This window comes from Shouchella sp. JSM 1781072 (genome assembly GCF_041949915.1).
Lineage (GTDB): Bacteria > Bacillota > Bacilli > Bacillales > Bacillaceae_D > Shouchella.
Genome location: NZ_JBHFQE010000003.1, coordinates 367,698 through 394,379 on the forward strand (window position 1 = coordinate 367,698; position 26,682 = coordinate 394,379).

The following is a 26,682-nucleotide window of genomic DNA, read 5'->3' on the forward strand; positions in this document are numbered from 1 at the left end:
CTTTACTCATCAGCCGCCGCCACAATCGCATCATACAGGTCTTGCCCGTACCGCTCCGCATACGTCCCGTGCACCCCAGTCGCCAGCTCATTAAACGGCTCCGTATCTGGCTCAATCACGGTCATCCCCGCTTCTTCCAACGTCGCCAAGAGCTCCACTTCCATCTCCGCCACCAGCGCATTTTCATACTCCGTTGCTTCCTGCGCCGCCGCTTCAACCGCCTCCTGCTGTTCAGGCGATAGCTTCTCGTACGTCGCCTCGCTCATCGTTAACATCACATAGCCATACACATGGTTCGTTAGCATCAAATAATCCTGCACTTCCTGAAGCGTATTGCTTTCAATCAGCGCCAGCGGATTCTCCTGCCCGTCAATCACCCCAGTTTGCAAAGAAGAGTACACTTCCCCAAACGCCATTGCCGTCGGCGCCGCGCCCATCTCTTCCCAAGCCGAGATCGACGCTGGAATTTCCGGCACCCGAATCTTCAAACCCGACAATGCCTCAGGTGACTCGACCGCTTTATGTGCCGTTAACTGCCGCGGACCCCGCATCCAAAATTCCAGTCCGCGGACATCCGTTTCTGCCAACAACTCTTCCTTTAAGCCATCCCCCACCTCGCCATACAAGACGTTTTCCAAGTGGGCTTCATCCTCGAACAAATACGGCAGTTCCAATATCGAAAACGGTTCGTGAAAATTGGACAACACCCCGGCAACAAGCGCAAAATCCACCGTGCCGAGCTGCATCCCTTCAATCAAGTCTCGGTCGCTCCCTAGTTGCGAACTCGGAAACAAGTCCACCGTCACGCTCCCATCCGTTTTCTCCTCCACGAGCTCCGCAAACCGAATCGCCCCTTTATGCCACGCATCTTTCTCATTGGCAATATGCCCAAGACTCAGGGTCACATCACCACCACTCGCGCTTCCGCCGCCACACGCAGATAGCACGAGCATACTAGCGATTACCCAACCTGCTTGTTTCATCGTCATTCCCTCCTTCATCTCGAAACGACAGCAACACTTTCATCGCCCCGTCCCGCTTTTCGTGCACAAGCGCAAACGCCTCCCGCGCCTCCGTATATGGCAGCACATGACTCACAAGTGCTTCCACTGGCACGACCCCTTGCGCCAGCATCGTCAGCGCCACGTCCATATCCTCAGGCGTATACGTCATCGAGCCAACCAGCTCTCGCTCCCCTTGCTGGAGCGCCACGACATCCAGCGGCTGCCCCCCCGGAAACATCGCTACTGCCACAGCTCGTCCGCCTTTTTTCAGCAAATCCATACTTTGCTTCACCACACCTGGCGCGCCTGCCGCGATAAAGACCGCATCACACAAACCCCGCTCCTGCGCCAATGCCGCTTCGTCCACACCAAGCTGAATCACCTGATTCGCGCCGAGCACCTGCGCCCGCACTAACGCCTCGGCTTGCACATCGGTGATCGTGACATGCGCCACCCCGACATACCGTGCAACCGCCAGCGTCAGCAAGCCAATCGGACCTGCTCCTAATATCGCCACACGTCCTGCGATTCCAAGATTCGCTTTCTTCACCGCATGCACCGCCACCGCAAGAGGTTCGGCTAACACCCCAGCCTCATCGCTGATCCCATCACGAAGCTTGTACACACAGCAGGCAGGCACAATCATCTCTTCCACCATCAAGCCCATCCACTCACCGACGCCTGGCGCTTCTCGCTTCGCACATAGATTGGATCGTCCCCGCGCACAGTCAGCACACACGCCACAGCCTTTTTGCGGCAACACCGTCACCCGCTCGCCAACGTCAACCGCGTCCACATCCCCACCACATTCCACGACGACGCCACTTGCTTCATGCCCCATCACCACAGGGGGCACACGAAACGGATGCAACCCTTTGTACGTATGCACATCCGACCCACAAATCCCCGCTACGTGAACCCGGACGCGCACTTCCTCTCGTTTCAACGCCTGCTTGTCCATCTCTTCAATCACCACATCGTATGGTGCCTTTACCATCACAGCTTTCATTCACTCTCCACCTTTCTATAGAAACAACTGACGCTTCGCGCCTTCTAAATGGGCCACCATCAGCCTTCGTGCCTGCCCATCCCCACATATAAGCGCATCCAATACGTTCACATGCTCCTTGTGAAAATGGGCCATTCTCGTCATGTCTTGCTGTAAATGTTTGAGCGTGATTCGCTGAAGATGGGCATTATAAAGCAACAGCATGTGATAGATCTCTTTATTACCAAAACATTCACACAATAAAAGATGGAACGTGTGATCAATTTCCGTAAAAGCTTCCCCATCGCCCTCTTCGATTGCGTGTTGTGACTCAAATAGATTCGCTTCTAGTTTTGCCACATGCTCGCGCAACAACTTCCCGCTAATTCGTTCGACGACATACGATTCAAGCGCGACACGTAAATCATAGATATGCACAATTCGCTCGACCGTTAAATCACGGATCGTTACGCCTTGATTGGATGTAACGGTCACAAATCCTTCGGATTCCAACTTTGCCAATGCGGACTTAATCGGCGTTTTGCTCATCGCTAATAGCTCGATGAAAAACCGCTCTGATAACACTTGCGTCGGATACAGCTCCCCTTTAAGAATTCGCGCTTTAATTTCTTGATACGCCACATCTCGTAGCAACGGTTTCTCAGGCGTCATCAACACATCGCCCTTGCAGCACATCAAGAAAAAAGGAATCTCGTCCAAGCTGTCCGCCTTTTAACGCAATTTCCAGCGTTGCATCATTGGAGTCTTTTTTATAGCCCAAGCAAAGCGGGGCGCCAGGAGATAACGGCTGTTCCACTTCGAGAGCATGAATCCCAAGAGTGCGAACGACAAAGCCTGATGTATCGCCACCTCCTACGGCAACGCGCTGTAAACGATGGGTTTCAACGAGCGCTTTCAATAAGTCACCGAGCAACAGCCCGAGTGCTTGTGCTGTATCCCTCAGGCCGTCTTCTTTTAACGCGTGTTTCATTGCCACAATCGCAGGATCATCGCTTCCTTTTGCTGTATAAAGCAACACACTTTTGCCCGCTCTTAACGCTATATGAGCCTCACGCAACACGTCTTCTCGTTCCGTCCACGTTACGCGTAGACAACAAAACCCATTCGCTTCCGCATATTCAATCTGTTTCTTCGTTAATGGCGACGCACTACCAGACACCGCCGCGATTTGCGTGACGTTCGTTAACCGACTTCCACTAGGCACAACCGAGCGATGCCAGCCTTTCTCCTGCCAGTACGACGCACAGCCATAGTTCAAGCCGGATGAACCAACAACAAACGTACTGCCCTCATGCTCAAAGGCTTGTTCCAATACCCGTTTGGCAACTTGTTTTTGGTCATCGAACGTGAGCGTATCAAACACGGCTACATGCGTGCCTTCATCGAATGTTCTCTCTTCCAGTTCAAGCACGTTCACAAGCATCACGTCTTCCTCACTTTGCTCTCGTAACACCTCACACAAATCGCTCTCTTGCATCGGCGTCGATGGATGCACAGACATGGTCGGATGTCGATCCAAGCGATACACCTCATCCCCTTGCTTCGCAAAATGATGCCCGAACACGGTATAGCGTCCTAACTGCGGGCAAGCTGCCACAAACGGGATGCGCTGATTGGAAAACAACGCTCGTCCTGCTTCAATCGCGACACCAAGATTGCCTCGCTCTTTCGATGAATCGACTGTCGAACAGGTTTTATACTGGACAAGCAAAGGTTCTAGCTCATCCAAGGCTCGAAACGCCTTGCTCACTTCTTCATTCATCGCCACTGGCGCCATCGATCGGCTTGTCCCTGCAATGCCAACACATTGAAGATGCTCGTAATCTCTTAAATCCTCCTGCCGTGGCGGTTCAATAAACAACAACGTCCTCAGTCCATGTAGCGCCATCGCTTCCATCGCATCCGTTGAACCTGTAAAATCATCGCCATAAAACCCAAGCAACAACTCGCTCATTTAGTCCCCTCCGATCTCATCCAGATCTCCATTAGATCTCACTTGCCGAAACGATCGCTCAAGCTCTTCCACTTTTTCAACCACATTGAATAATTGTCTGCGGTAATCCGCATCTTCAAGACCGTCATCCATTTTCAAATCATAACCAAGCGATAGAAGTTCGTAGCGTATTTCTGCTAAACAAAGTCGAACATAGTAAGAGATACAACCACCTCCCTTTTAGTTAAACGCTTACATAATGAACTAGATGTTCAAACAAGACGAATGAGATGCTATACTTAACTAAGATTTCTAACGTTTTTAACTTTCGAAACAAATATAATTTAAAATTATAAATATTCTGTTTAAAAATTCTATACTCCCATAATCATCTCACTTATTGCTGTTTTGTTTAAATAATAGGACGTTAGCATTTCACAAGATCTTTATCCATTTCGTCTATTTTATTGACTGTCTTCATGATGTGCTCTAGCAATTCTTTCATGTCGTTCCCTTCGAGCATATGAGCAACTAACAGTAATTCCATGCGCACTTCAGCAAGAAGCAACCTTGAATAGATGTTCGACATTGTCACCCTCCAATCTTAGGATTAATTACTTCGTTTAAAGGTACTTTAAGAACCTATTTACAATATATAGGTAATTTAAGTTCCTGTCAATAAAGAATGAAAGGATTTTCTTATGAGCAATTTATTTTCAGTTCGCGTTAAAGAATTAAGAAAAGAGCATAAAACACCACAGAAAGAAATTGCTGACGCACTTGGTATTTCTCCAAGAGCATATCGATTCTACGAATCAGGCGATCGTTACCCAGATTTTGAAGGTTTGCTAATTCTAGCTGATTTCTATGGGGTGTCTTTAGATTATCTAGCTGGTAGAAGTGAATTAAGGGAAAGAAAATAGCGAGTACATATTTAATTGAGTCAGAACCAGGGAAAGAAATTTTCTATGTAAAAGCATAGAAAACGATAAATTTGTCTGCAAAGCAATTCACCAACAATTAATTTTTGATAGAGTTATTCTAAGCAATTATGAAGTAGAGATTGACAAAAACCTGCTAATCAAAATCAGCAGGTTATCGTTTGCATACTCCAGCTAAAAATATGGGCTTCTCTGATCTTTTAAAATTACCAAAGCCCATCTATACATTGAGGATAATTTTGGAGAAAAAGATATTCATGTTAATGATGAGTTAAAGCAGTTAGCAAGAATAGGTATGGCATTACAATTAATAATTCTAGTTTTAATTTTGTACTTTAACAGATTTAGGATTACTTAGTATTTCAATTTCAAATCCCTTCTCTCCTCACACCGGGGACATGTAAATCTGTCGGTGAGAAAGATTCAGTTTACCAATTAATCCTTCAATGTGAATTAGTTTCATAAAAAGCAGGTTTATTAGTGCCTGCTTTTTTGTATTATTTAGTACGAATAGACATAATATTAGATGGTAAATAGTTAGTCCCTACAATTTGTCTAAATTCATCAGCGGTAAAACTACTAGAACCCCTCTCAAACGTAACATTTACATTAATTAAACGCTCAAACTGATTTGTAAACTCTAAATTTAGTACTTCACCTAAATTCATCGATGAGAACCCACCCAACTTCGATAAATCCGTTAGATTAATTTCATAAATTGTCGATACATTATTAAACCGAGAAACATCATAAGGATCTGATACACCCCTTAAGTAGGCTACATCATTCCCCCACATATAGCTCGCATCAACAGAATGACCGCTCGCAGAAGCAGAATAAATAGCATCAATTAAGCGATTATTATATTTAATGACGATACCATTTGTTTCAGAAATGGACCTTCGCATTAAGCCATTATTACGATCACCTTGTGGGACTCCATGGTACACTTGTGATCGTGTGTCATCATAAACATCAAAATTCCCTGTCTGACGAAGACGGTATAAGGCATATGTTCTCGATGCAATTGCTTGTGCTTTAAAAGCCTCAATTTGATTCCAGCTAGGAACCATTTCATAGGGAACTACTCCGTTTAAATAATCGTTTATATCTACAACGTTCACTACGTCCATTACATAATTGCTTTTAACAGTAGTATTTCCAGTGGAGACGTATGATTTCAAAAGACGCATTTCGCCAAGGTAGTAATTCCCCTTATACTGAACGGTTCCAGTAGCATCGGTACGAATAGATAGTTCATCTCTCGACTCAAATGTTTGATTTCCGTTTGTAATTACAAAAGCTCCACTCCCCCCCGCTCCATATTGAATTGTAGTTGTTCCTGTTATATTAGATGCGATAGTCTTTCCATTAATATCAAATATTGAGTACCGTGTTGAGGAAGAAATGGTCGTTGTATTAATTTGAACGCCTAATGCTACTCGTATTAATTGATTCACATACTGTTGATCGAAACCAACTGATACATTCGTGTAATAATGGTTAAGAATTTGAGAGTAATTGTGCCCATTTAAAGCCATTCCATAAGCACCCCATTGAGTCATTCCAACCCCATGCCCAAAACGCTCTTTCATCGAAAATTCATAAACCGTCGTTTGCCTTGAGATCTCCTGAGCTAGGCGATCTAATGTTTGTTGATTTGCAATACCAGTAATAGGAAGCCCGTAGGCTTTTTGAAAAGATCGTACTGACTGCTCAGTTGCAGCACCAAAATATTCATTAGGGTTGATAGAGACTTCAAATCCCACTTTTGCTAAATCTAGTTTTAGTTGAATAGCGTCACTTCTATTCATTCCAAACCGCAATGGACCTTCTGCTAATTCAGCGATCTTTAGTAACGTATTAACATCAGCAATACCCGTAGGGCTTAGGCCGTAATTTACTTGAAATGCACGGACCTGATTGGCCGTCAATGGGCCATAATGATTAGTGAAACTTCCCGGAACAGGATACCCTAAGATATAAAGATGTTCCTTTAGCTTTATAACTCGTTCATTATAGGTACCATCTTTTAAAGCCTGACTGGAAACTTCTTTAAGTTTTTCTTCTGTAGCTCCGTCAAACATTCCATTTGCTATTAAGCCGTAAGCTTTTTGAAAGGCTCTAAGTTTCTCAGATGTTTGTGGACCGAAATAAATATTAGGGTTTTTGGATACAAAATAACCTGCTTCTGCAAGCATTAACTTTAAATTAATTACATCCTTGCGATACATACCCGTCTGTAGATTACCATTTGCTAACTGATCTAATTGTTCAATTGTTTTGGGATCAGCTATGCCTGTCGCCGGTAAGCCAACACTATTTTGAAAAGCCCTAACTTGCTCAGCTGTTAATGGACCATAATGAGCATTTCCAGATCCTGAAACAGGAAAGCCCATTGTCGCAAGTCCCCACTTTAGTGAAACGACTCGTTCATCAGTCATCCCTTCCATCAGTGTCCCACTACTAACCTGATTCAATTTATCTAATGTTATAGGTCCAGCAATTCCATCTGGATTCAGCCCGTACTTTGTTTGAAACGCTTTTAACTGTTTTTCTGTGTCTGGTCCAAAATAAGTATTCGGGTTGGCAGAAACGAAAAAGCCAGTAACTGCGAGTTTTTTTTTAAAACTAACGACATCCTCTCGATACATTCCTACTCTAAGGGGCCCGGTCGCCAACTCTTCAATTTGTTTTTCAAGATTAAAGGTTACCTCACCAGTCACCGCTAGGCCTCTACTACGTTGAAATGCTCGTACCTGTTCTGCCGTAAGCGGTCCATAGTGATCTGTATAACTACCTTGAACAAGAAACCCAAGAACGGCTAAATTCTTTTTTAACGTAACAACTCGCTGATGGTAAACACCGTTACGTAAAATTAATTCTCGTTGATTGATTGTCACTTTTTCAGCCGCAGATGCACTGGTAACAGTTTTAGAATTAAACTCTTGGTAATCATTCTTAGTAATAGTTTTTATTTCGTCTACTTTTTCAAATTCCTCAGAATCTTCATTAAGTTCTTCTATCGACTCCGTATTGGAATGTTTTTCTTGCGTATCACTCTCATTAGTTTCAACTTCTAATAGATGATCCTCTATCACGGAACCTTGATATTCTTCAAAATCTTTATCTACATAGTCAGCGTCCACGTCTAGTTCATTTTGCTCAACAGTTTCAATCGCCTTACTATTAACCGCGTCTAATAAAATAATTATGGTCTGTATAGTATCTTCATCAACAACACCTGACACATTAAGATCATGACTTTCTTGAAATTCTTTTATTTTAAATTCAAGGTTGTTGTCAAAAGTGTGCTTTAATTCTCCTGTTTTTACATCTATACTTTCTAACAGTTTTCGCAATTCAATAACCTCATCCCCACTATATTCATGTGAAAGACCGATAAGATGAGCATAAATCTCTATTTCTGTTTTAGCTTGTACAACCGCGCTTGAAGAAATCATCATAAACGTTGCAGAAGTAAATAAGCCTAATTTTATAGCATTAATGGTAAACCCCTCCAATTATACCTACTTAACTATAATTCTTTATTACTATTATTTTTATACTTTTTCATAATATCATAGATTTTATGATAGATTCGTAATAGAATAATCAGAGTATACACTATTAAAAGCCTGATCTTGAAAGGAGAAAAAATTGTTTAGTAAAAAGCTATTCTTTAGCCTCGTATTAAGTATTACACTTATCATATCCCCCACTATTGCCAGTGCTTCTTTAAAAAACGAAAATGACATTAACACTATAGAGTGGTTTGACTCACTTAACTGTTCATTTGAAGATAACTTTATCGAAGACCTACTAAAAATATGGGAAGAAGAATTTCCAGATCTTGAAGAACTGGAGACTATGATGATAAAAGAAACGACATGTAAAGAAATTACAGAGTGGTTAGAGCATTTTGTTAAAGAACACAAAGACCATATTGACCAAGTAAACAAAAAATACACTGACAATGAGTCTTCCTTAGACAATAAAGATTCTGATGCCTCTGAGAATGAGCAGGACTCTTCTTCTGACGTGGCTGACTCGGATTCTTCTGACTCTACCAATGAGCAGGACTCTTCTTCTGACGTGGCTGACTCGGATTCTTCTGACTCTACCAATGAGCAGGACTCTTCCTCTGACGTGGCTGACTCGGATTCTTCTGACTCTACCAATGAGCAGGACTCTTCCTCTGATGTGGCTGACTCGGATTCTTCTGACTCTACCAATGAGCAGGACTCTTCTTCTGATGTGGCTAACTCGGATTCTTCTGACTCTACCAATGAGCAGGACTCTTCTTCTGATGTGGCTGACTTGGATTCTTCTGACTCTACCAATGAGCAGGACTCTTCCTCTGATGAGGCTGACTCGGATTCTTCTGACTCTACCAATGAGCAGGACTCTTCTTCTGATGTGGCTAACTCGGATTCTTCTGACTCTACCAATGAGCAGGACTCTTCTTCTGACGTGACGAAGACCGATCAAGAGGTTTTTACACCTGTCCATGTAAAAGAGGCTTATAACAAAGATAAAACAAAGGAAAGTAATCAATCTAAATCAAAAACGGTTCAGCAAAGTAAAAAAATTATCACATCTCAGGCATCAAATAATCAGCTTTTTTATAATGGGGTTAGAGATCAACGTGTCATTCAACTAAAAAGATGGCTTGAAATCCTTGGATTTCCTATTTCTCAAAATCCAACTGAACATTATGGTCCTCAAACAGCACAGGCAGTAAGCAACTATCAACGCTCACGTGGTCTAACCATAACGGGAGCAATTAATCAATCTACATATGATCGTATTAGAAATGAAGCAAATCAACCCTTACAATTCGGCATGTATCGTGATGATGTAATTCAATTAAAACAATTTTTAGCAAGAGCAGGTTTCCCCGTCCCTGGGAATACAAACAATTATTTTGGGCCTGGTACTGAGCAACAAGTTCGGGCTTTTCAGCAGGCATATAGATTAACCGTTAATGGCATAGCTGATGACAATACATGGAAAGCATTAGAGAATATAAATTCTTCAATCCTTTACAATGGTGTGCATGATGCAAAAGTTGTCCAGTTGAAAAAATATTTAGCAATTCTTGGATTTCCAGTACCTGGTTCCGGTAATGATTTTTTTGGAGATGAGACCGAGCGTAGTGTACGAAGTTTTCAAGAGTCTCAAGATCTCGTTGTTACGGGCTTCGTAAACCAAAATATCTTAACTCTATTAGAATCTTTAGCAAATGATTATCTACGAGTAGGTATGTATAGAAATGACGTTATAGATTTAAAAAGGAACTTAGAGCGTGCTGGTTTTCCAGTCTCCTCTTCGCCTAACAACTACTTTGGATTACAAACAGACTCACAAGTACGCGCGTTCCAAAGGGCTCAAAATCTGAGAGTTGATGGTATTGCTGGTCTTGAAACACTATCAGCTTTAGACATAGTCATTTCACAAAATTTATTTGAAGGTTTAAACGATCCTCGTGTTGTTATACTTAAACAACACTTAGCTACAATGGGTTTCGTTGTTCCAGGTTCCGGTAATAACTTTTTTGGTACAGAAACTAAGAAACAAGTTCGCTCATTTCAAGCTAAATATGGTTTATCTGTAACTGGAGTAGCAGATAAAAACACCCAAGAAAGATTATCACAATTAGCGAATGGCTACCTCAGAGAAGGTATCTATCGTGATGATGTTATAAAACTTAAGAACGATTTAGCTAAAGCTGGGTTTAACGTCTCTAATACTCCGAATAATTATTTTGGTTCACAGACTGCTAATCAGGTACGTGCCTTTCAACATGCTTATGGATTAGTAGTTGATGGGATTGTAGGTCCAGCTACACTTGGAAAATTAAATGAAGTAATTAACAGAGGACCACTTTTCGGAAAATTGATTGTAGTTGATGCGGGGCATGGTGGTAATGATCCAGGTGCTGTTGCGAATGGGTTACGCGAAAAAGATCTTAACCTTGATATCGCCATTCGATTACAAAGACAATTAGAATCATCCGGAGCAACAGTAATTATGACGAGAACAACTGATGTTTTCTTGACGTTAGCTCAACGTGCAGCTATAGCGAATAACGCTAATGCTGATGCATTTGTTAGTATTCACAACAATGCAGGCGGCGGAACAGGTACAGAAACTTTTTGGCAAGAAAGATACGCTGGAACAGAAAGTCGTAATTTAGCAACCCATGTACAAAACGGAATGCTTTCCCAAATTGATATGCGTAACAGGGGAGTTAAGGAAGGCAACTTCCACGTTATACGTGAAACACTTATGGCATCAGCGTTAGTTGAAGTGGGATTTGTAGATCATCAGAGTGATGCGGCAAAACTCAAATCTCCAACATTTCTTGAAAATGCTGCAAAAGGTATTCACGATGGGTTTATAAGGTTTTTCCAATAAAACATCTCTTTATATAATTGGTTTTTACAGATGATAAATTAATAACCCTGCTACATGCTTAAGCATGTAGCAGGGTTATTCTTACACATATTGCTTTTCCATCTTCGCAACTGGTCGACCTACAGAATAATAATTAAGACCTGCTTCTTTCATTACCTCTAAATCAAAGCAATTTCGCCCGTCAAAGACAACAGGCTCTTTTAAATTTGTTTTAAAGTCCTCCGGCGTCAACGCACAAATGTCTCCCCACTCCGTTACAACGAAAGCTGTATCAGCTCCTTTAATTGCTTGATTCGGACTTTCCACATAATCGACAGCCTCAGGAAGTAGTGCTTTCGCGTTCTCGGTTGCAATTGGATCATAAGCAACAACCTGTGCACCTGCAAGAACTAACTCCTGAGAAAGAGTAATAGAAGCAGCCTCGCGCATGTCATCAGTATTCGGTTTAAAGGCTAGTCCTAAGAGAGCAATCTTCTTACCACGTAAACTACCAAAATACTCTTTTGCCTTCTCCACAAGTAAACGTTGCTGCTTGTAGTTCACTTCAATAACCGCTTTGAGCAACGTAAACTCATGCTCCACGTTGCCTGCGATCTGTACCAAAGCACTTGTATCTTTAGGAAAGCAAGAACCACCATAACCAATGCCAGCATTCAAGAATTTATCACCAATACGCTTGTCTTGTCCCATTCCCTTTGCAACATCATCCACGTTCGCATCAAGCTTCTCGCACAAATTCGCAATCTCATTAACAAAACTAATCTTCGTCGCAAGAAACGCATTAGACGCATACTTAATCATCTCGGCACTACGAATATCCGTTCGGAAAACAGGGATATCAAAAGGTTTATTAATTTCCTCAATTAAATCCCCACCAATTCGACTATCCGCACCAATTACGATACGATCACCTTTAAATGTATCATGGACAGCTGATCCTTCGCGAAGAAACTCAGGATTTGACACCACATCAAAAGGAACATCCGTTAATTGCTCAATGTATCTCTTAATATAATCATTCGTCCCAACAGGAACTGTACTCTTTGTTACAACAACGGCGTAGTTACTTAGATGATCGGCAATGTTATTGGCGACGGATTCAATAAAACAAAGATCTGCCGTACCATCTTCTTTTTGAGGTGTGCCCACAGCTATGTAAATCGCATCAGCGCCTTCAAAAGCATCCTTGTGTTTTGTTGTGAAAGAAAGGCGACCTGCTTCAACGTTTTTTAACATCAGTTCCGATAAAGTAGGTTCATAGATTGGTGATTTACCAGCTCGCATACTCTCAACTTTAGATTGATTTATATCTACGCAGGCAACATAATGTCCAATTTCTGAAAGTGCTACTCCTGTGACGAGTCCGACATAGCCAGTACCTACTACAGCTATTTTTTTCATTAACAATCTCCTTTATAGTTTCTAAAATAAAAAAACTTAATCCAAAGAGGCTAGAATCCACCTTTTCTAATCTCGAAATCAACCTTTATTTATAATAGGATCTATACCATTCAACAAATTTGCCTATGCCCTCTTCAATTGAAGTACTCGGACTAAAGCCAATAGCTTCTTGTAATTCATCTATATTTGCATAAGTAGCCTTTACATCACCTGGTTGCATCGGTAAATATTCAAGCTTAGCTTTTTTACCTACGTGATGTTCTATAGTTTGGATAAAATCCATAAGCCTTACTGGAGAATTGTTGCCAATGTTAAACACTTTATATGGTGCATGACTTGAGCTTGGATCTGGATTTAAATGATTAAATGCTATATTTGATTCAGGTTTTTGATCCAATAATCGCACGACTCCCTCAACAATATCATCGATGTAAGTAAAATCTCTCATCATCTCACCATTATTAAAAACTTTGATCGTTTTCCCCTCAATAATATTCTTTGTAAAAGAGAAGTAAGCCATATCAGGTCTCCCCCAAGGACCATATACAGTAAAGAAACGAAGTCCAGTTGTTGGGAGGTTATATAAATGGCTATAAGTATGAGCAAGAAGCTCATTTGACTTTTTAGTCGCAGCATATAAACTTACTGGATGATTTACAGCATCGGAAGTTGAGAATGGCATCTTCTTATTAGCACCGTAAACGGAGCTCGAAGAAGCATAAATAAGGTGTTCCACGTTGTTATGTCTACATGCTTCCAAGATATTTGTAAACCCTACTAAATTTGATTGAATATATGCATGTGGATTTTCTATGCTGTAGCGGACACCTGCTTGAGCAGCCATATTCAAAACGTGGGTGACCCTTTCTTCTTTAAAAATAGAATATAGTAAATCTAAATTTGCTATGTCCATTTCCACAAATTTAAAAAGTTTACTATCTTCTAATTCCTTTAATCGGTCTCGCTTTAATTGAGAATCGTAGTAATTGTTAAGATTGTCTACTCCAAGGACTGTATATCCTTTTTCAATTAATACTTTGCTTAAACTAGCGCCTATAAAACCCGCCGCACCCGTTACTAAAATAACCATTCCATCTCTCCTAGATAAATTAATATATAAAAAGTACTAAATTAATCGATAGTTACCAACCAGAAAACTATTATTGATTCCTACTCCTTGGAAGCTTAAGTAGGTCTCCAATTTTCTTATTCCATTCAGAAGGATAAAAGCTTCCATATCCACTTGTTGGAAAGAATGTCATTTCTCCAAAAATGATTCTTTCGTTAACATAATAAAAATCTACCCTTACAAAAGGAAAGTTTTTGGCTAAGTTTTGAGCAAGTTCAATCATCTCATTATACTTAGAAGGTTTTTGAAAACTTTCATTGGAGTTGGGCAAATTCCTCAATCCTGTAAATGGCATTATACTCCAATTAACGTCGTAAAAATCTATAGTCTCTTCAGTTTGCCTACCTCTTATTACTTGACAATATTTCACGACCCCATTAAAACAATAAAACTTATAATCAACTAGAGCCTCTTTATCCTTCTCTCTTAAAAATTTTTCACAAATAATTTTGGGCTCGATATCCTTGTAAACCCATTCTCGGTTCTTCCAAAAATAATTATTCTTAAGCCACCTTCTCATTTCTTTAAAAGCTTTATCCCAGTCCATATTACTTTTATCTTTACAAATTAAATTATATCCAGAGCCATGTGTACCTTTAAGTACAAAAGACTCTGGCAAATTATCTATATTTATTTCACTAACATTATCATAGACTTCATAGACTTCATTTAAATAATGATCACCTATTCTTTCTTTAACAAAATTTCTTACAGAATATTTATCAGAACAAATTGTACCTAGCGAGTCTCTCCAGTTTAGTTTCAACCACTGTAACTTATCACAAAATAATACTGGAGTTTCTAAGTTAACACTTCTGCCTCTTTCTTTCTTGAATCTCTTTCTAATCATAGATTCATCAGATACTGTTTTATAATAAGCATTGAGAATATTATCATATAAACTTATAGCAGTTTCATTTTTTTTAACTACATCTTTTAAAGTTATAAGTCCTCACCACACTGTTCCAGCTTAATACTTTTCAATATTATTCTTTGGAAATTATTTTAACATCTTACCTTCATATAGTTCTTTCTTTTTACACAAAGCTATATTCGCAATAGCATACATTATAAAAAAGATTACAATAGGTAATCTCATTAAGTTATAAAAATACATTGCTATTAACACATATATCATAATGTTAATGAGAAACAATCCATGATGAACGTTTGTTTTTTTCATAACACTTACTCCACCCAAGAATAAGCATCCTATCACTAAGATTATAAAAGCAATGGTGAATAAGAATGTACCTTGAGCATAGTACGATAGATACCCTGAATCTATAACACCAAATACATTGTACGGATTTATTAACGTACCTACGGGGTAGGATCTTAACCCTTCTAGTACATGCGGCCACAGAACCTCGTTTCTGTAATTGTATGAAAAGTCATTTGTTAAACCACCTTCGGTGATACGTATAAATCTATAGAAAAGTTCTTCCAAACCCAAATAACGACTGATAATAAAAAACAATACTAGTATAGAAGTTGTCAACATAGTAATAGTTTTAACTTTGCTTTTAAAAGAGGTTCTAGAAAAAAGAACGTGTGCCAAAAAAATTATTACTGCTGCAAGTATTGCAGCTCTTGTCGTTGACAAAATAATAAGCGTTAATGCACTAAAAACATATATCAAATAACTTATTCTAAAATCAGTATTTAATTTACTGAGGAAATAACCGAATATTAAAATCCCAATCATGGAGAGCTCTATACCATTGTTAGTAAGTCCACTTGCACGAACACCATCAACAGCATCATAATGGTGATCGACAGACCATTGTTCTAATATTTCTTGAATCAGGAATTCCCTTGGCAAATAATTAAAGACCACAAGTATTTGAACAAGTGAAGCAATCAACTGTGTTATTAGAGCAACCTTTAATACGTTCTCAATTTTCTTATCTAAAACAGTTAGAGAATTATTATCATAGAATATGAATAAAAATATCAGTGGTAAGTAAGTAATAATAGTTTTTAAACTTGAAACAACAAAAGAATCCGAGTGCATTAATGAGCCGAGAATAGGCAATATAAGCTCCATCAAAAAAAATGGTGCAATGATCAATAGTAGGACGATCTCTTTTTTAACTTTGCCTATCTTTAATAAATAGATACTTCCTATTAGAACAAGAGCTAAACTAATTAAATCAGAAAGGCGTAACGAGACACCTCCTATCTCAACACCGAATGGATAAAGACAGATCAAAGTAAATAAGTAGAAACACAATATAGGAGTGTAATAATAAGTAACGTTTCTTTTTTTATTGAGAATATACACGATATTTTACCTCTTGTTCTAACCAAATTAATAAATTGCTCGTCATACTATCTCAATTCCAACTATTATATGGAATGCTAGGTCTATTCATAAAAACATACCATTCTATCTTTTTACTTCGTTTTCTTTCAAAAGAAATATGGTCAGTATGATTAATAAAAAATTAAACAAAGCGCCAGAAATACTATAAATAGCGATTGCAATTAACGCATTATAGTAATGTGCGCAAAAAGCTAATAATACTACCCTTACAACGAACAAAATAATTTCATACTGAAGTAAATATTTTTGTTTTTTTAGAATCTGTATAGTGGAAACCGCGGGCCTATTTATAAACCCTCCATATAGCCATACCACTAACCAACTAGCATATTGACCAGCTATGTACCATTCTTCGCCTAAAACTAAAGCGAAAGTCGAAGGAGCAATAAAAAAAACTAAGACAGCGGGAATAATAGCTATAGCTGCTAGATATAATGTGGCTTTTTGTAATTCTTTACTTAGATTTTGTCCTTTATTATATAATTCACTAACTCTTTGAAAATACACTTGCCTAAAAGATTCGGATATTAAATTAATTGGCATCTTAATCAACCTTAAAGCCATAGTATAATAACCTACAACTATAGGGGAGAAAAAAAAACTTAATAACACAGGCGCCGCATTCTGTGATAATGAATTTAATAAAGACTGCGAGGAATTAAACAACGGGAAATCAACATATTCTTTTGCCAATTTTTTAATTTGCTTAAGATCAAATGAATTAATTAAGAGACGCTTATCCTCTTTCCAAACTTGTAACCAGAGAGCTCCTACACCAGCTAATTGACCAACTATTTGACCAATTACTAGCCCCGAAGTCCCTGCATTAATAACCCCGCCAAGCAACTGGGTTCCTACCATTCCACTACTCTGCGTGACCCTGGAATTAGATAACCTCTTAAACTGTTTTTTTCTTGTAGACCAATAATTAAAAGAATTGTACAACCCCATTGCAGACGCACTAATTGGAACAAACCAAAGCCATTTTGATAAAGCAGGAACACCTAATACATTAGAAATTGTTTCTCTAAACAATGCAACTAAAAGTAATAGGATCCCGGTAATTATGGTTATAATTATTACTGATAACCAAAACAAATTTGCTGCTTCCTTCTCATCATTAGGTAACACAATAGCTAGTTCATATTTTAATGTCATTATAACTATTACAACTGATATTATAGAAATATATAATCCTAAAACGCCAAAATCCTCTGGACTATATAAACGTGTCAATAACGGTGCACTAGCTATTGTTAAAATTTGACCAATAGCAGTCCCCGTCATTAAAGTCATGACGTTACGAACAAACGATTTCTTCTTCATAAACACACACCTGTTTCTAATAGGCACTTAAATTAACTTGTGACTATTCAAGTCCACATAACTGTTTCAACTTTAAAAAGTAGATATTACTTATTATCCACCATGGCTAAACCTTACAAGATATTTCTTTAAAAAAACCGGCATTATTCCTAAAGTAAAAGGAATCATAACACTTACGCACCGACTATATACATTGCACCCTATTGCTTTTGTCCCATGCCATCTAATCTTAGCATCAATCATTCTATAGCTAAAATTTCTTTTTTTGTGGTGTGTTGTTATGACCCTATAATGCAATAATTGATCTCTCATATTGTAAATTTTTTTGTTATCTCCAAGTATGCGGAACCATAGATCATAATCTTGAACAAATCTGTAACTTTCATCATAACCTTTTATATCAAGCAAATCTTTAGTTCTTACCAACACTGATGGATGTAGAACAGGGTTATATTTTATTATTGATCTTTTTATTTGTTCATTTGTTTCGGGGAAAATTCTATTCTTGATAATATTACCAAACTCATCAACATCAAAAGCACAGGATCCTACAACTGCAAAATCTGTGTGCTTTTCTAAAAATTCATATTGTTTTTCAAATCGTTTAGGAAGGCAAACGTCATCTCCATCCATTCGCGCAATATACTCAGTATCAACTAATTTGCTAAGACGATTTAAGTTTTTTGTGAGACCTTGATTTGAATTATTTTTGCATATTAACTGAATTCTACTATCTCTAGAGCTAAAATCATGGATGATTTCTGCAGTTTTATCTGAAGAATTGTCATCAATAATCTTAACTATAAAATTCTTATAAGTTTGGCTAACTAGACTTTCTAAACATTCCTCAATAAATTCCTCAACATTATATGTTGCCATAATTACTGTTATTTTAGGTTTCATAAATATCACAACTCCACTATTAACTATAGATTAAATTACAATAGAAGAAACATCCAAAATATAACTCTTTCTTATCCCTTCATGTGTGGAATCTATTGATATTTTTTTCCCGTCCGGACTCCACCTTGGGTGTAAGTCACATCGAATCTCTCCATCAAAATTCCATGGTGAAAAGAATCTTCCAATTTTATATAATTCCCCATTTTTAAGGTTGTACATTAATAAATGTCTTTGGCGGGCTTTATCTGGGTAACTATCTGTTAAGACCCAATCTCCATTTGGAGAAATCGTTGGGTGCCCATCTCCGAACTTGTCTAGTTGTCCTTCTCCTATTACTGAAATATCCTTTGTAAGAATGTTGATACGGTAATATTTATCACCAAATTTACGAGTTCTTGCCCAGGTAATTATCTCTTCATTATTAATCCAATGATAATGAGAAATCATATTTTCATCTAATAATATATCTATGCGTTCTCCTAAATTATCAGAGACTAGCAAACGGGAATATCTTCCATTCGAACCAGACCACCTGTGCATAAAAACAAAATGCATTCCATCTGGTGAATAAATAACATGATTTATTTTGTGAAGACAATTTTTCATTTCTGTTCTAGGTTTTAGATCTTTTAATTGTTTAATGTTAATAATTGTTTCTACAGATTTACTATTAAGATCAAACCTCCATATTCCATCTTCATCTTCTTTACCATTAGGTTCGAAATTCTCACATTCTGGCTCATACCCATACTCTGGTTTAATAAGCTGTAGTCTCTTATAATTGATAGACAAGTATTCTTTGCCATCAGGATGAACTGTTTGCACTGGATATGGATAAATCTCATCTGTTTTTTCATCTAAATTAGTTATATTTGCTACCAGTTTGTCATCCTTAATACTGTTAAAAATAACAATATTTCCTTTAGAGTTCGGTAAAAACTGTGCCATACTCCCCTGCTGATGATTCCAAGTTTTTGTTTTACCAATAGAAAATTTCCCATTGTTAATATCATAGAGAACAATTTCTAATAATCCATTGTCCAATTTTTCTTGATATATTGCACTTTTCATATCTGGGGACCATGGAGTTTTATCATAATACCCAAAAAAGTACTCCTTTGTACTTTCAGAGACCTTAAAATTCGTTCTTGCCTCTTCTAATTCCACCAAATCATTAATCTCAAAAGTAAAACCCTTTTGACGATAGCGAGCATAATTTATTCGTTGGTAAGCTTTCTTAGCCATTTTTTTTGCGCTCGGGAAACGATCTAAAAAGATTGCTAATTTTCTTTCCGTACTGTTATATTCACCCAAATTCTTTCACAACCTTCTCATATGCACGTTCATAATTAACTGTCATACATTTAGCATTTAAATGATTTTCAATTATATTCAGCGCAGCATCCTTTTTGGTATTGTCATTTAAACTTTTAACTGTATCTCTATAAGTATGGCTAAGCTGTTCTGAATTATTGACATCAAACAATACTCCAGCCTCTTTTTTGTATACTAGAATTTCTTTATGTTGATCAATATTAGATAATATCACCGGAACCCCCGTTGCTAATGATTCTAAGACAGTATTAGGCAAACCTTCAGATAAAGATGTTGAAACAAAATAGTCCGATGCCCTCAAATATTGGTTTACATTATCTACATGCCCAAGAATTTTTATAGACTCACTATTTTCTACTAAATCTATACAAGTCTGCTTCAAGGTTCCATTACCTAAGACAATTAAAAGTGCTTGATCATTGACTTCAGCTTTTTTAAAAGCATTGATTGCCATCTCGGGGTTTTTTCTTTTTATTAGAGAACCAATTGATATAAAGACGGTCTTATTTATTGGAATACCCAACTTCTTCCTTAGTTCTATCTTTTCTTCCATTAATTGTGGACTAAAGAGGGTTTGATCTACACCGTTTTGAATTGACTCTGCTTTAACATCATGATTTTCCATTAATTTTGCTATTGTTCTAGAACATGCTATTGGTTGAGCCATTTTTTTAAAAGCTCTTACATTTGCTACCGCTATTAAACTTCCGACAATTTTCCCATACTTCATAATATAGTCTTCATAAGGATAGTTATGAATTGTACTTACAATAGGATAACCACTTTTTATAGAAGTAGCCATAATATCAGCACGGTGCCCATGGGTATGGATTACATCTGGATTTATCTCTTTTAATACTGACTTAATTTTTTTAACACCGATTAAAACACCTTCAACTCTTGACAAATTCAATTTTTTCACAGGTATATCTAACTCATCAAACTTATTAATCATTGACCCCTTAGGCTCCGGTGATAATGTAATAATTACAGGCGAGAATTTATCCCTATTAATATACTTTGTAATATTATAGAGTATATTAATAGGGCCTGAACCTTTTAATGTTGATACTATATAGACTATTTTCAAAATATTATTCCCCTAATTATTTTGTTATGATATTTACGTATTTCAAAATAATATTTAATGGCATAAACTGTTCCATTGACTTTATTAGTTTCTCTTTATTCCAATTAAAATCTAATGCCTTTAACATTTTCTCAGCTAACATTTCTACATTTCCATTTTCTACTAGAAATCCATTTTCTTTATCTTTTATAATTTCAGCAGGACCGGAAGGACAATCATACGAAACTACTGGAGTTCCAAGTACTATGGATTCTAATAAGACATTAGGAAACCCTTCATAATTAGATGACAAAACGGTTACTTTGGCTGATTTATAAACAGGTATTACATCTTCAACAAATGAATCAATTTGGACGTTTTCTTCAATCTTAATTACACTAGAATATGCTATCAATTCATCTTTTAAAGAACCTTCTCCTACTAAACGTAATTTCAAATTAGGAACTTCAATTAAGCATAATCTGAAAGCATCAAGTAATTGAAATAAATTTTTTTGTGTTTCTAATCTCCCAATAAACAAAAAATCAGTTGATTTTTTGTAGTCATCCTTTAAGGTTTTTTTCAATATATTAAAATCTATAGGATTGTGGATAATTTCTATTTTCTTCGACGGAATCTTAATATTCTTTACTAAATCGCCTTTCATCCCCTCAGACTGTGCAATTATTAAATTAGCTTTAGAGTATATTTTTTTTACGAGAAAATTTTTAAACGTTTTTTTCACTTGTGAGGAGTCTTCTTTATTAACTTCAGAGAGTGTATTAATACTCCTTGAGATAATATGAAACCTTTTTTTTGATATGGCACGCGCAAATAAAGAAATAAATGTTAATTCATAATTGAATACAAGCATCTTTTCAGGCTCATACTTATTTACATATTTTAAAAGGGCACTAAAAGAACTTCGAGCTCTTTTAGTCTCTAAATTAACTAGGTTCACATTAGCATGTAATCTATTTAAATAAACAGCCTTATTGAGGTCAATAACTATTAGATTAACTTCAAATCCCTGTTCGATTAAACCGTTAGCAATGGTGGTGCATACCTTCTCGGCTCCCCCTCCACGTAACGAATTAATTAATAGATCAATTCGTTGAGCCATTAATATAACCACCTTTCAAATTAATACGCACCTTTTCTAAATAACACACTGATAAATGTTTTAAAAAGAATTTCAATATCGAAACTAAGCGATCTGTTATGTACATAATGTAGCTCTACACCAACACGTTCTGGATACTTTATGTTGCTCCTTCCTGATATCTGCCAATAACCTGTTACTCCAGGCTTAACGGATAGAAATTGTCTAACTTTGTCTTCATATTCAACCAATTCTTGTTCTACTACTGGCCTTGGCCCAACGAGGGACATATCGCCTTTAATTACATTTATTAATTGTGGTAACTCATCTAAGCTTGTTTTCCTCAAGAAGGAACCTAACTTTGTAATACGAGGATCTTCATCAGGTTCTAATTTATAGTTATTGTCAATATATTTTTGATATAGCTTCTTATCTTGAGTTAATCTGCTCTCTGCATCGACTGCCATAGACCTGAATTTATAAATATTGAAAAACTCCCCATTCTTACCGACTCTTCTTTGCTTGAAGATCACATTACCTTTCTTCTTCTCTAACAAGTAAAGTAGCGAAATGAGTATTAATAAGGGCATTAGGAAAATAAAACTGACTACAGAGATCGTTAAATCCATAGACCTTTTTGCAAAAGTGTAGAATTTAGATTCCTCAGTCAATATTTTTTGCTGCTTGATATTATTCGTCTCAACAACCTTTCTTACATTTTCCATTTTGAAACCTACCTTCTCACTAAATAATTTGCACTAAGATATTCCTTCATCTTCGTTAGTAACTCATCTTTTAACTCTTCTCGCTGCATCGCAAATTCAATTTGTGTTAACACAAAGCCAAGCTTCTCCCCAACATCGTAACGAGAGCCTTCAAAGTCATAGGCATACACATTTTGAGAATCGTTTAATGCTTGAATCGCATCGGTCAGTTGAATTTCGCCACCTGCACCAGTTTCTTGTTTTTCTAGAAATTCAAAGATTTCTGGCGTTAAGATGTAGCGACCCATAATCGCTAAGTTTGATGGGGCTGTCCCTTGTGCTGGTTTCTCCACAAATTGGGATACGCCGTACAAGCGACCGTCTTTTGATTCAGGATCAATGATGCCGTAACGGTGGGTTTCCGTATCAGGAACCGACTGCACCCCAATAACCGAGCGCTCTGTTTCTTCATATTGTTGAATCAACTGTTTTAAACACGGTGTATCCGCTTGGACAATGTCGTCCCCTAGAAGAACCGCAAATGGCTCATCGCCAATAAACTTTCTCGCACACCAAACTGCGTGGCCGAGTCCTTTTGGCTCTTTTTGTCGTATGTAGTGAATATCAATCTTCGAGGAGGCTTCCACCTTCTCAAGCATCTCAAGCTTTCCTTTATTAAAGAGATTCTGTTCCAGCTCAAAGGAATGATCGAAGTGATCTTCAATCGCGCGCTTCCCTTTTCCTGTCACAATGATTAGGTCTTCAATCCCTGACTCAATCGCTTCTTCAATGATGTATTGGATTGTAGGCTTGTCCACGATCGGAAGCATTTCCTTTGGCATCGCTTTTGTTGCAGGTAAGAACCGTGTACCAAGTCCTGCTGCGGGTATAATTGCTTTTTTAACTGTTGTCATTTCGAAAACTCCCCCTTTTAATGTAACTCCGACAATAAAAAACAGTTAGAAAAATTCCTACATTATAAATGTAAGCGCTCTTCTAACTGTTTTTTTTATTGGTCGTATTGACCAGAGGCATTAAACCTCTCCTCACACCATGCCGTCGGCGACCTGCGCCTAAGGTGTGTACCCTTAGCATAGCCGAGTGCCTTCATTGATAATGGTATTGAAGACATGACCATATGTTGAATTTAATTTCAGCACCCTCAAACAAATAAAAAGTGGATTCCTACCACTTTTTTTGACATTTATTCTGTCTTTCTTTCGTTTTATGACAGCGCTACTCATAATCTACCACAATTCAGAAGTTTAGGCTAGCAAACTTTTCAAATAAAAGACACCTTTTTCCATGAAAATCTTAACAGGTGCTTCAAGTATTATCCATATGTACGTGACTTTCTAACCTACACTTAATCCCAATAGCCATTTTCATCTCTATATCTTCTAGATGATGACGATAAAACCCTTTATTTCGACACCAATTGTCATGGAATCTGACAGGGAATTTAGTATAAGCTAATGAAGAAGCCTTCCCTAACTATAGAAACATCGTCTTTTATCATTATCTATAAACTTTTCACAAGAAATATCGAAGAAGGAATGATGACTATTTTTAATTTCGAAAAGAACTTCAAGCAATTTGTGCGCATGTATCCAATAACGGTGATCTATGTATGCATATGTATCGTTTTCTCCCTAATCATAATGATCGTGTTTCATGGCTATAGTGAAGAATCATTATTACGTATGGGGGCTTTGAGTGGAAACAGCATTGAAAGTGGAGAACTTTGGCGATTCGTTACCTATTCATTTGGACATATGAGCCTGTTTCATCTGATTTTAAATATACCGTTTCTAATCCTTCTCTCAAGACCTTTAGAGAACTATTATGGTATTTTCCTCTATCCGTTGATCCTTATTTTACTATCTGTATTGGCTGGAATGTCGGTTGAATTCGTTCAATTTAGCAATTATCCTTTAGCAGGATCTTCAGGAATCGCCTATGGCTTAATCGGAATTTATATATATTATGTCGTTTTCAATAAAGATAAATTGAATCAAGATGACAGAAGATTCATAACAACATTTAGTGCAATAGGCTTCATTATGACGTTTACGATTCCGGATATTTCTATTGTAGGACATATAGGTGCTTTTATTTCTGGTTTGTTAGTCGGGTTTATCACGGATTTTATGATTAAGAAGGAGAAGAGAATAACGAATTAGGGGAACAATTCAACACATAAATAGAATGGATAGGAGAATGACATCTATAAAATATAAAAACAACAAGAGCATGTATCTCAACGATACATGCTCTTGTTATGCTAAGCCCCCGTTAGCGCATTAGGAATTAATGTGATTGAGCTGTCGGTGTACCTTGATGAAACTGCATTTTCCACTTTCCATCAGTTAAGCTCCATATCGAACTACGTAAGGAATGTTGTTTACTTACTTCGTTATAGATTCTGTAAGTTGTTAACACGATTTGTTCAGACAATGGATGAATCTCAAAATCACTTAATTTCATACTTACCTTACTAAGACTCACTTCATCAATACTCTCATTTTTATAGAAAACCTTACCAGAACTTCCGAACTCAAAAAAGTTTTCTGAGAGTAATTGAGTAATCTCATCTTTTGATGCCCTGATTTCTGGTTTTAACAATTTTTCTTCCAAATTAAGGAATACCTCTTTTAATGTAAATGTATCATCCACTTCAGATTCACCTTTTTCCCTCTCTATATAGATAATAATATATATTATGTTGAAGGCTAGGCTCTTCAGCCAACCTGCCCCGTTTGTGACAATGAAAGACACTCTTTTTAATAGGAACGCCCTCGTTAGTCAAAGTGTTTAAAAATCCCGTAATTAAAATCCATTATTCGTACGCTTATTAAATATGGTTTTAGTTTGCATCGAATAAAAAACCGTCATCCTCTACGTTGTGTAAGAACAGGGTTTATGTGATTATTCTGCTGCTCCAGTGTCAAAATAGATTTTCAATCTGGTAGACAAAATTTTCTTTCCCTTTAGTGTACTCTTCTCTATTATTCGAAAATCTGTTTGCTAGGTCTTCCTTCAATTCCTTGTATTCCAAAGCTACCTTTGGATTTTCTCTTAAATAGTCACGAAAACGTATCATCCTATTCCACTCATTACTGCCATATTGAACAACATGTATATGATGTGTCCTAAAATTCTTTCCGCCTTTTATATATAAAAATCTGTCTTGTGTACTTGCATGAGGTCTAAATTCATAGGATTTCTCTTCAAATTTTGGAATGAAGTGATCTGCTTCAAAAATATTCTTAAGCCCAACTAGGATATCTATTATAGGTTTGGCTGATATATCTGGTATTGCTGTACTACCGACATGTTGTATATCTACAACTTTATTACCTACTATTTGAAGAATAATATCTTTATCTCTATTAAAAATTTTGGTCCATTCTTCTTTGTACTCTATAAGGGCTACTGTACCTCTTTTAAGACCTTCCATTCGAGTATTCCTCCATTCACGTTAATCTTTGTAATTAAGGAGCTTACGAACTTTAAGGAACTCTTTATTAAAATAAACTGCACCGTTTTTAAAATATTGAATCTGTTTATTTAAAATCGCTTGCCGTCCCCCCCCCTAAGCTATAGATGTTTATCTGCTCATTGTTAAACATAGATTATTTACCAATAGTGTACGATTGATCTCTTATAACAACTGTTTCAGGCACAAACCGTATAAAGACGCTGTTAGGATCTTGATTTTTGAATCTCAGATCCCAAGTGTTATTGTTTGAACCTAGATATTTGGTAAATAGTTTATTCGCTAATTCAGTGTTAAAGGGTTCTACCCTTGCTTTGCCCCTAAAACCTGCGTGAAGCACTTTTCCTGTTTTATTATTGTAATCAACAATACCAATTGCACACGCTGGATGATTTTCTATCCTTAATGGGAAAGTATCCTGAGGGCCGCCTATAATCCACAGACAATTATCTTCCCAAAGAAACCATACGGGAGAATCTCTGGGTCCTTCTGACGATGCTGTTGAAAGATGGGCAAATAATGGCTTCAACATAAATGTATCTAAATCAAACCCCACCCTACTCTCTATAATCTTCAAA

General features: G+C 37.5%; 24 protein-coding genes. 3 read left to right on the plus strand and 21 right to left on the minus strand.

The genetic code is table 11. From position 1 onward, the window contains the following. Positions 1-2: 2 nt before the first annotated feature. The 6 genes from ACE1TH_RS15795 to ACE1TH_RS15820 all read right to left on the minus strand — a co-directional run bounded on the left by ACE1TH_RS15795 (position 3) and on the right by ACE1TH_RS15820 (position 4,535). Entirely contained in the window at positions 3-983 is a 981-nt protein-coding gene (locus tag ACE1TH_RS15795) for a TRAP transporter substrate-binding protein (protein WP_375079483.1), read from the minus strand. Continuing rightward, positions 955-2,013 carry a zinc-dependent alcohol dehydrogenase gene (locus ACE1TH_RS15800; protein WP_375079484.1) on the minus strand — a complete coding sequence of 353 codons (1,059 nt, stop codon included), beginning with the start codon at positions 2,011-2,013 and terminating at the stop codon, positions 955-957. Before ACE1TH_RS15800 ends, ACE1TH_RS15795 begins: the two co-directional genes overlap by 29 nt. A 15-nt stretch (positions 2,014-2,028) precedes the next feature. Next, complete coding sequence (locus ACE1TH_RS15805; RefSeq protein WP_375079485.1) at positions 2,029-2,664, minus strand: GntR family transcriptional regulator; 636 nt, start codon at positions 2,662-2,664, stop codon at positions 2,029-2,031. Next, a complete protein-coding gene (locus ACE1TH_RS15810; protein WP_375079486.1) occupies positions 2,654-3,967 on the minus strand; it encodes a four-carbon acid sugar kinase family protein in 1,314 nt (437 codons plus the stop codon). Before ACE1TH_RS15810 ends, ACE1TH_RS15805 begins: the two co-directional genes overlap by 11 nt. Beyond that, on the minus strand, positions 3,968-4,099 hold the full coding sequence (locus ACE1TH_RS15815; protein WP_375079487.1) for a hypothetical protein: 132 nt from the start codon (positions 4,097-4,099) through the stop codon (positions 3,968-3,970). A 274-nt stretch (positions 4,100-4,373) separates the two neighbouring features. Beyond that, a complete protein-coding gene (locus ACE1TH_RS15820) occupies positions 4,374-4,535 on the minus strand; it encodes a hypothetical protein (protein WP_375079488.1) in 162 nt (53 codons plus the stop codon). 112 nt (positions 4,536-4,647) lie between these two features. On the opposite strand from ACE1TH_RS15820, the gene ACE1TH_RS15825 reads away from it, so the two are divergent. Then, a complete protein-coding gene (locus tag ACE1TH_RS15825) occupies positions 4,648-4,869 on the plus strand; it encodes a helix-turn-helix domain-containing protein (RefSeq protein ID WP_375079489.1) in 222 nt (73 codons plus the stop codon). Positions 4,870-5,384: 515 nt separating this feature from the next. Here ACE1TH_RS15825 and ACE1TH_RS15830 read toward each other — a convergent pair. Then, positions 5,385-8,411, minus strand: coding sequence for a peptidoglycan-binding protein (locus ACE1TH_RS15830; protein ID WP_375079490.1), 3,027 nt, complete (start codon positions 8,409-8,411; stop codon positions 5,385-5,387). Between the two features lie 136 nt (positions 8,412-8,547). Here ACE1TH_RS15830 and ACE1TH_RS15835 point away from each other — a divergent pair, with 136 nt between their 5' ends. Then, positions 8,548-11,307 (plus strand): peptidoglycan-binding protein, encoded by a 2,760-nt coding sequence (locus ACE1TH_RS15835; RefSeq protein ID WP_375079491.1) that lies wholly within the window; start codon positions 8,548-8,550, stop codon positions 11,305-11,307. An 81-nt stretch (positions 11,308-11,388) separates the two neighbouring features. Here the strand turns inward: ACE1TH_RS15835 and ACE1TH_RS15840 are convergent, their stop codons facing one another. The 11 genes from ACE1TH_RS15840 to galU all read right to left on the minus strand — a co-directional run bounded on the left by ACE1TH_RS15840 (position 11,389) and on the right by galU (position 23,519). After that, positions 11,389-12,708, minus strand: coding sequence for a UDP-glucose dehydrogenase family protein (locus ACE1TH_RS15840; RefSeq protein WP_375079492.1), 1,320 nt, complete (start codon positions 12,706-12,708; stop codon positions 11,389-11,391). Positions 12,709-12,793: 85 nt separating this feature from the next. After that, on the minus strand, positions 12,794-13,798 hold the full coding sequence (locus tag ACE1TH_RS15845; RefSeq protein ID WP_375079493.1) for an NAD-dependent epimerase: 1,005 nt from the start codon (positions 13,796-13,798) through the stop codon (positions 12,794-12,796). Between the two features lie 70 nt (positions 13,799-13,868). Next, positions 13,869-14,687, minus strand: a complete 819-nt coding sequence (locus ACE1TH_RS15850) for an ATP-grasp fold amidoligase family protein (protein WP_375079494.1) — start codon at positions 14,685-14,687, stop codon at positions 13,869-13,871. A gap of 150 nt (positions 14,688-14,837) precedes the next feature. Further along, positions 14,838-16,124, minus strand: coding sequence for a hypothetical protein (locus tag ACE1TH_RS15855; protein ID WP_375079495.1), 1,287 nt, complete (start codon positions 16,122-16,124; stop codon positions 14,838-14,840). 105 nt (positions 16,125-16,229) lie between these two features. Beyond that, on the minus strand, positions 16,230-17,492 hold the full coding sequence (locus ACE1TH_RS15860; protein ID WP_375079496.1) for a lipopolysaccharide biosynthesis protein: 1,263 nt from the start codon (positions 17,490-17,492) through the stop codon (positions 16,230-16,232). Positions 17,493-17,585: 93 nt separating this feature from the next. Continuing rightward, positions 17,586-18,395: a glycosyltransferase gene (locus tag ACE1TH_RS15865; protein ID WP_375079497.1), complete on the minus strand. Its 810-nt coding sequence runs from the start codon at positions 18,393-18,395 to the stop codon at positions 17,586-17,588. 30 nt (positions 18,396-18,425) lie between these two features. Beyond that, on the minus strand, positions 18,426-19,709 hold the full coding sequence (locus ACE1TH_RS15870; protein ID WP_375079498.1) for a TolB family protein: 1,284 nt from the start codon (positions 19,707-19,709) through the stop codon (positions 18,426-18,428). Further along, a complete protein-coding gene (locus tag ACE1TH_RS15875) occupies positions 19,702-20,820 on the minus strand; it encodes a glycosyltransferase (RefSeq protein ID WP_375079499.1) in 1,119 nt (372 codons plus the stop codon). The genes ACE1TH_RS15870 and ACE1TH_RS15875 overlap by 8 nt, the downstream gene beginning before the upstream one ends. A gap of 16 nt (positions 20,821-20,836) precedes the next feature. Further along, positions 20,837-21,922: a glycosyltransferase gene (locus ACE1TH_RS15880; RefSeq protein WP_375079500.1), complete on the minus strand. Its 1,086-nt coding sequence runs from the start codon at positions 21,920-21,922 to the stop codon at positions 20,837-20,839. Positions 21,923-21,942: 20 nt separating this feature from the next. Then, the gene (locus tag ACE1TH_RS15885) at positions 21,943-22,626 is read right to left on the minus strand and encodes a sugar transferase (RefSeq protein ID WP_375079501.1); all 684 of its coding nucleotides are present in this window, start codon (positions 22,624-22,626) and stop codon (positions 21,943-21,945) included. 8 nt (positions 22,627-22,634) lie between these two features. Beyond that, positions 22,635-23,519, minus strand: a complete 885-nt coding sequence (galU, locus tag ACE1TH_RS15890) for a UTP--glucose-1-phosphate uridylyltransferase GalU (RefSeq protein ID WP_375079502.1) — start codon at positions 23,517-23,519, stop codon at positions 22,635-22,637. Positions 23,520-24,266: 747 nt separating this feature from the next. Between galU and ACE1TH_RS15895 the strand changes: the two genes are divergently transcribed. Beyond that, positions 24,267-24,788: a rhomboid family intramembrane serine protease gene (locus ACE1TH_RS15895; RefSeq protein ID WP_375079503.1), complete on the plus strand. Its 522-nt coding sequence runs from the start codon at positions 24,267-24,269 to the stop codon at positions 24,786-24,788. A gap of 127 nt (positions 24,789-24,915) precedes the next feature. On the opposite strand, the gene ACE1TH_RS15900 is transcribed toward ACE1TH_RS15895, so the two are convergent. The 3 genes from ACE1TH_RS15900 to ACE1TH_RS15910 form a co-directional block, all read right to left on the minus strand. Beyond that, positions 24,916-25,281: a nuclear transport factor 2 family protein gene (locus tag ACE1TH_RS15900; protein ID WP_375079504.1), complete on the minus strand. Its 366-nt coding sequence runs from the start codon at positions 25,279-25,281 to the stop codon at positions 24,916-24,918. 271 nt (positions 25,282-25,552) lie between these two features. Continuing rightward, the gene (locus ACE1TH_RS15905; RefSeq protein WP_375079505.1) at positions 25,553-26,065 is read right to left on the minus strand and encodes a GrpB family protein; all 513 of its coding nucleotides are present in this window, start codon (positions 26,063-26,065) and stop codon (positions 25,553-25,555) included. 175 nt (positions 26,066-26,240) lie between these two features. Next, positions 26,241-26,681, minus strand: coding sequence for a pyridoxamine 5'-phosphate oxidase family protein (locus ACE1TH_RS15910; protein ID WP_375079506.1), 441 nt, complete (start codon positions 26,679-26,681; stop codon positions 26,241-26,243). Position 26,682 lies beyond the last annotated feature (1 nt).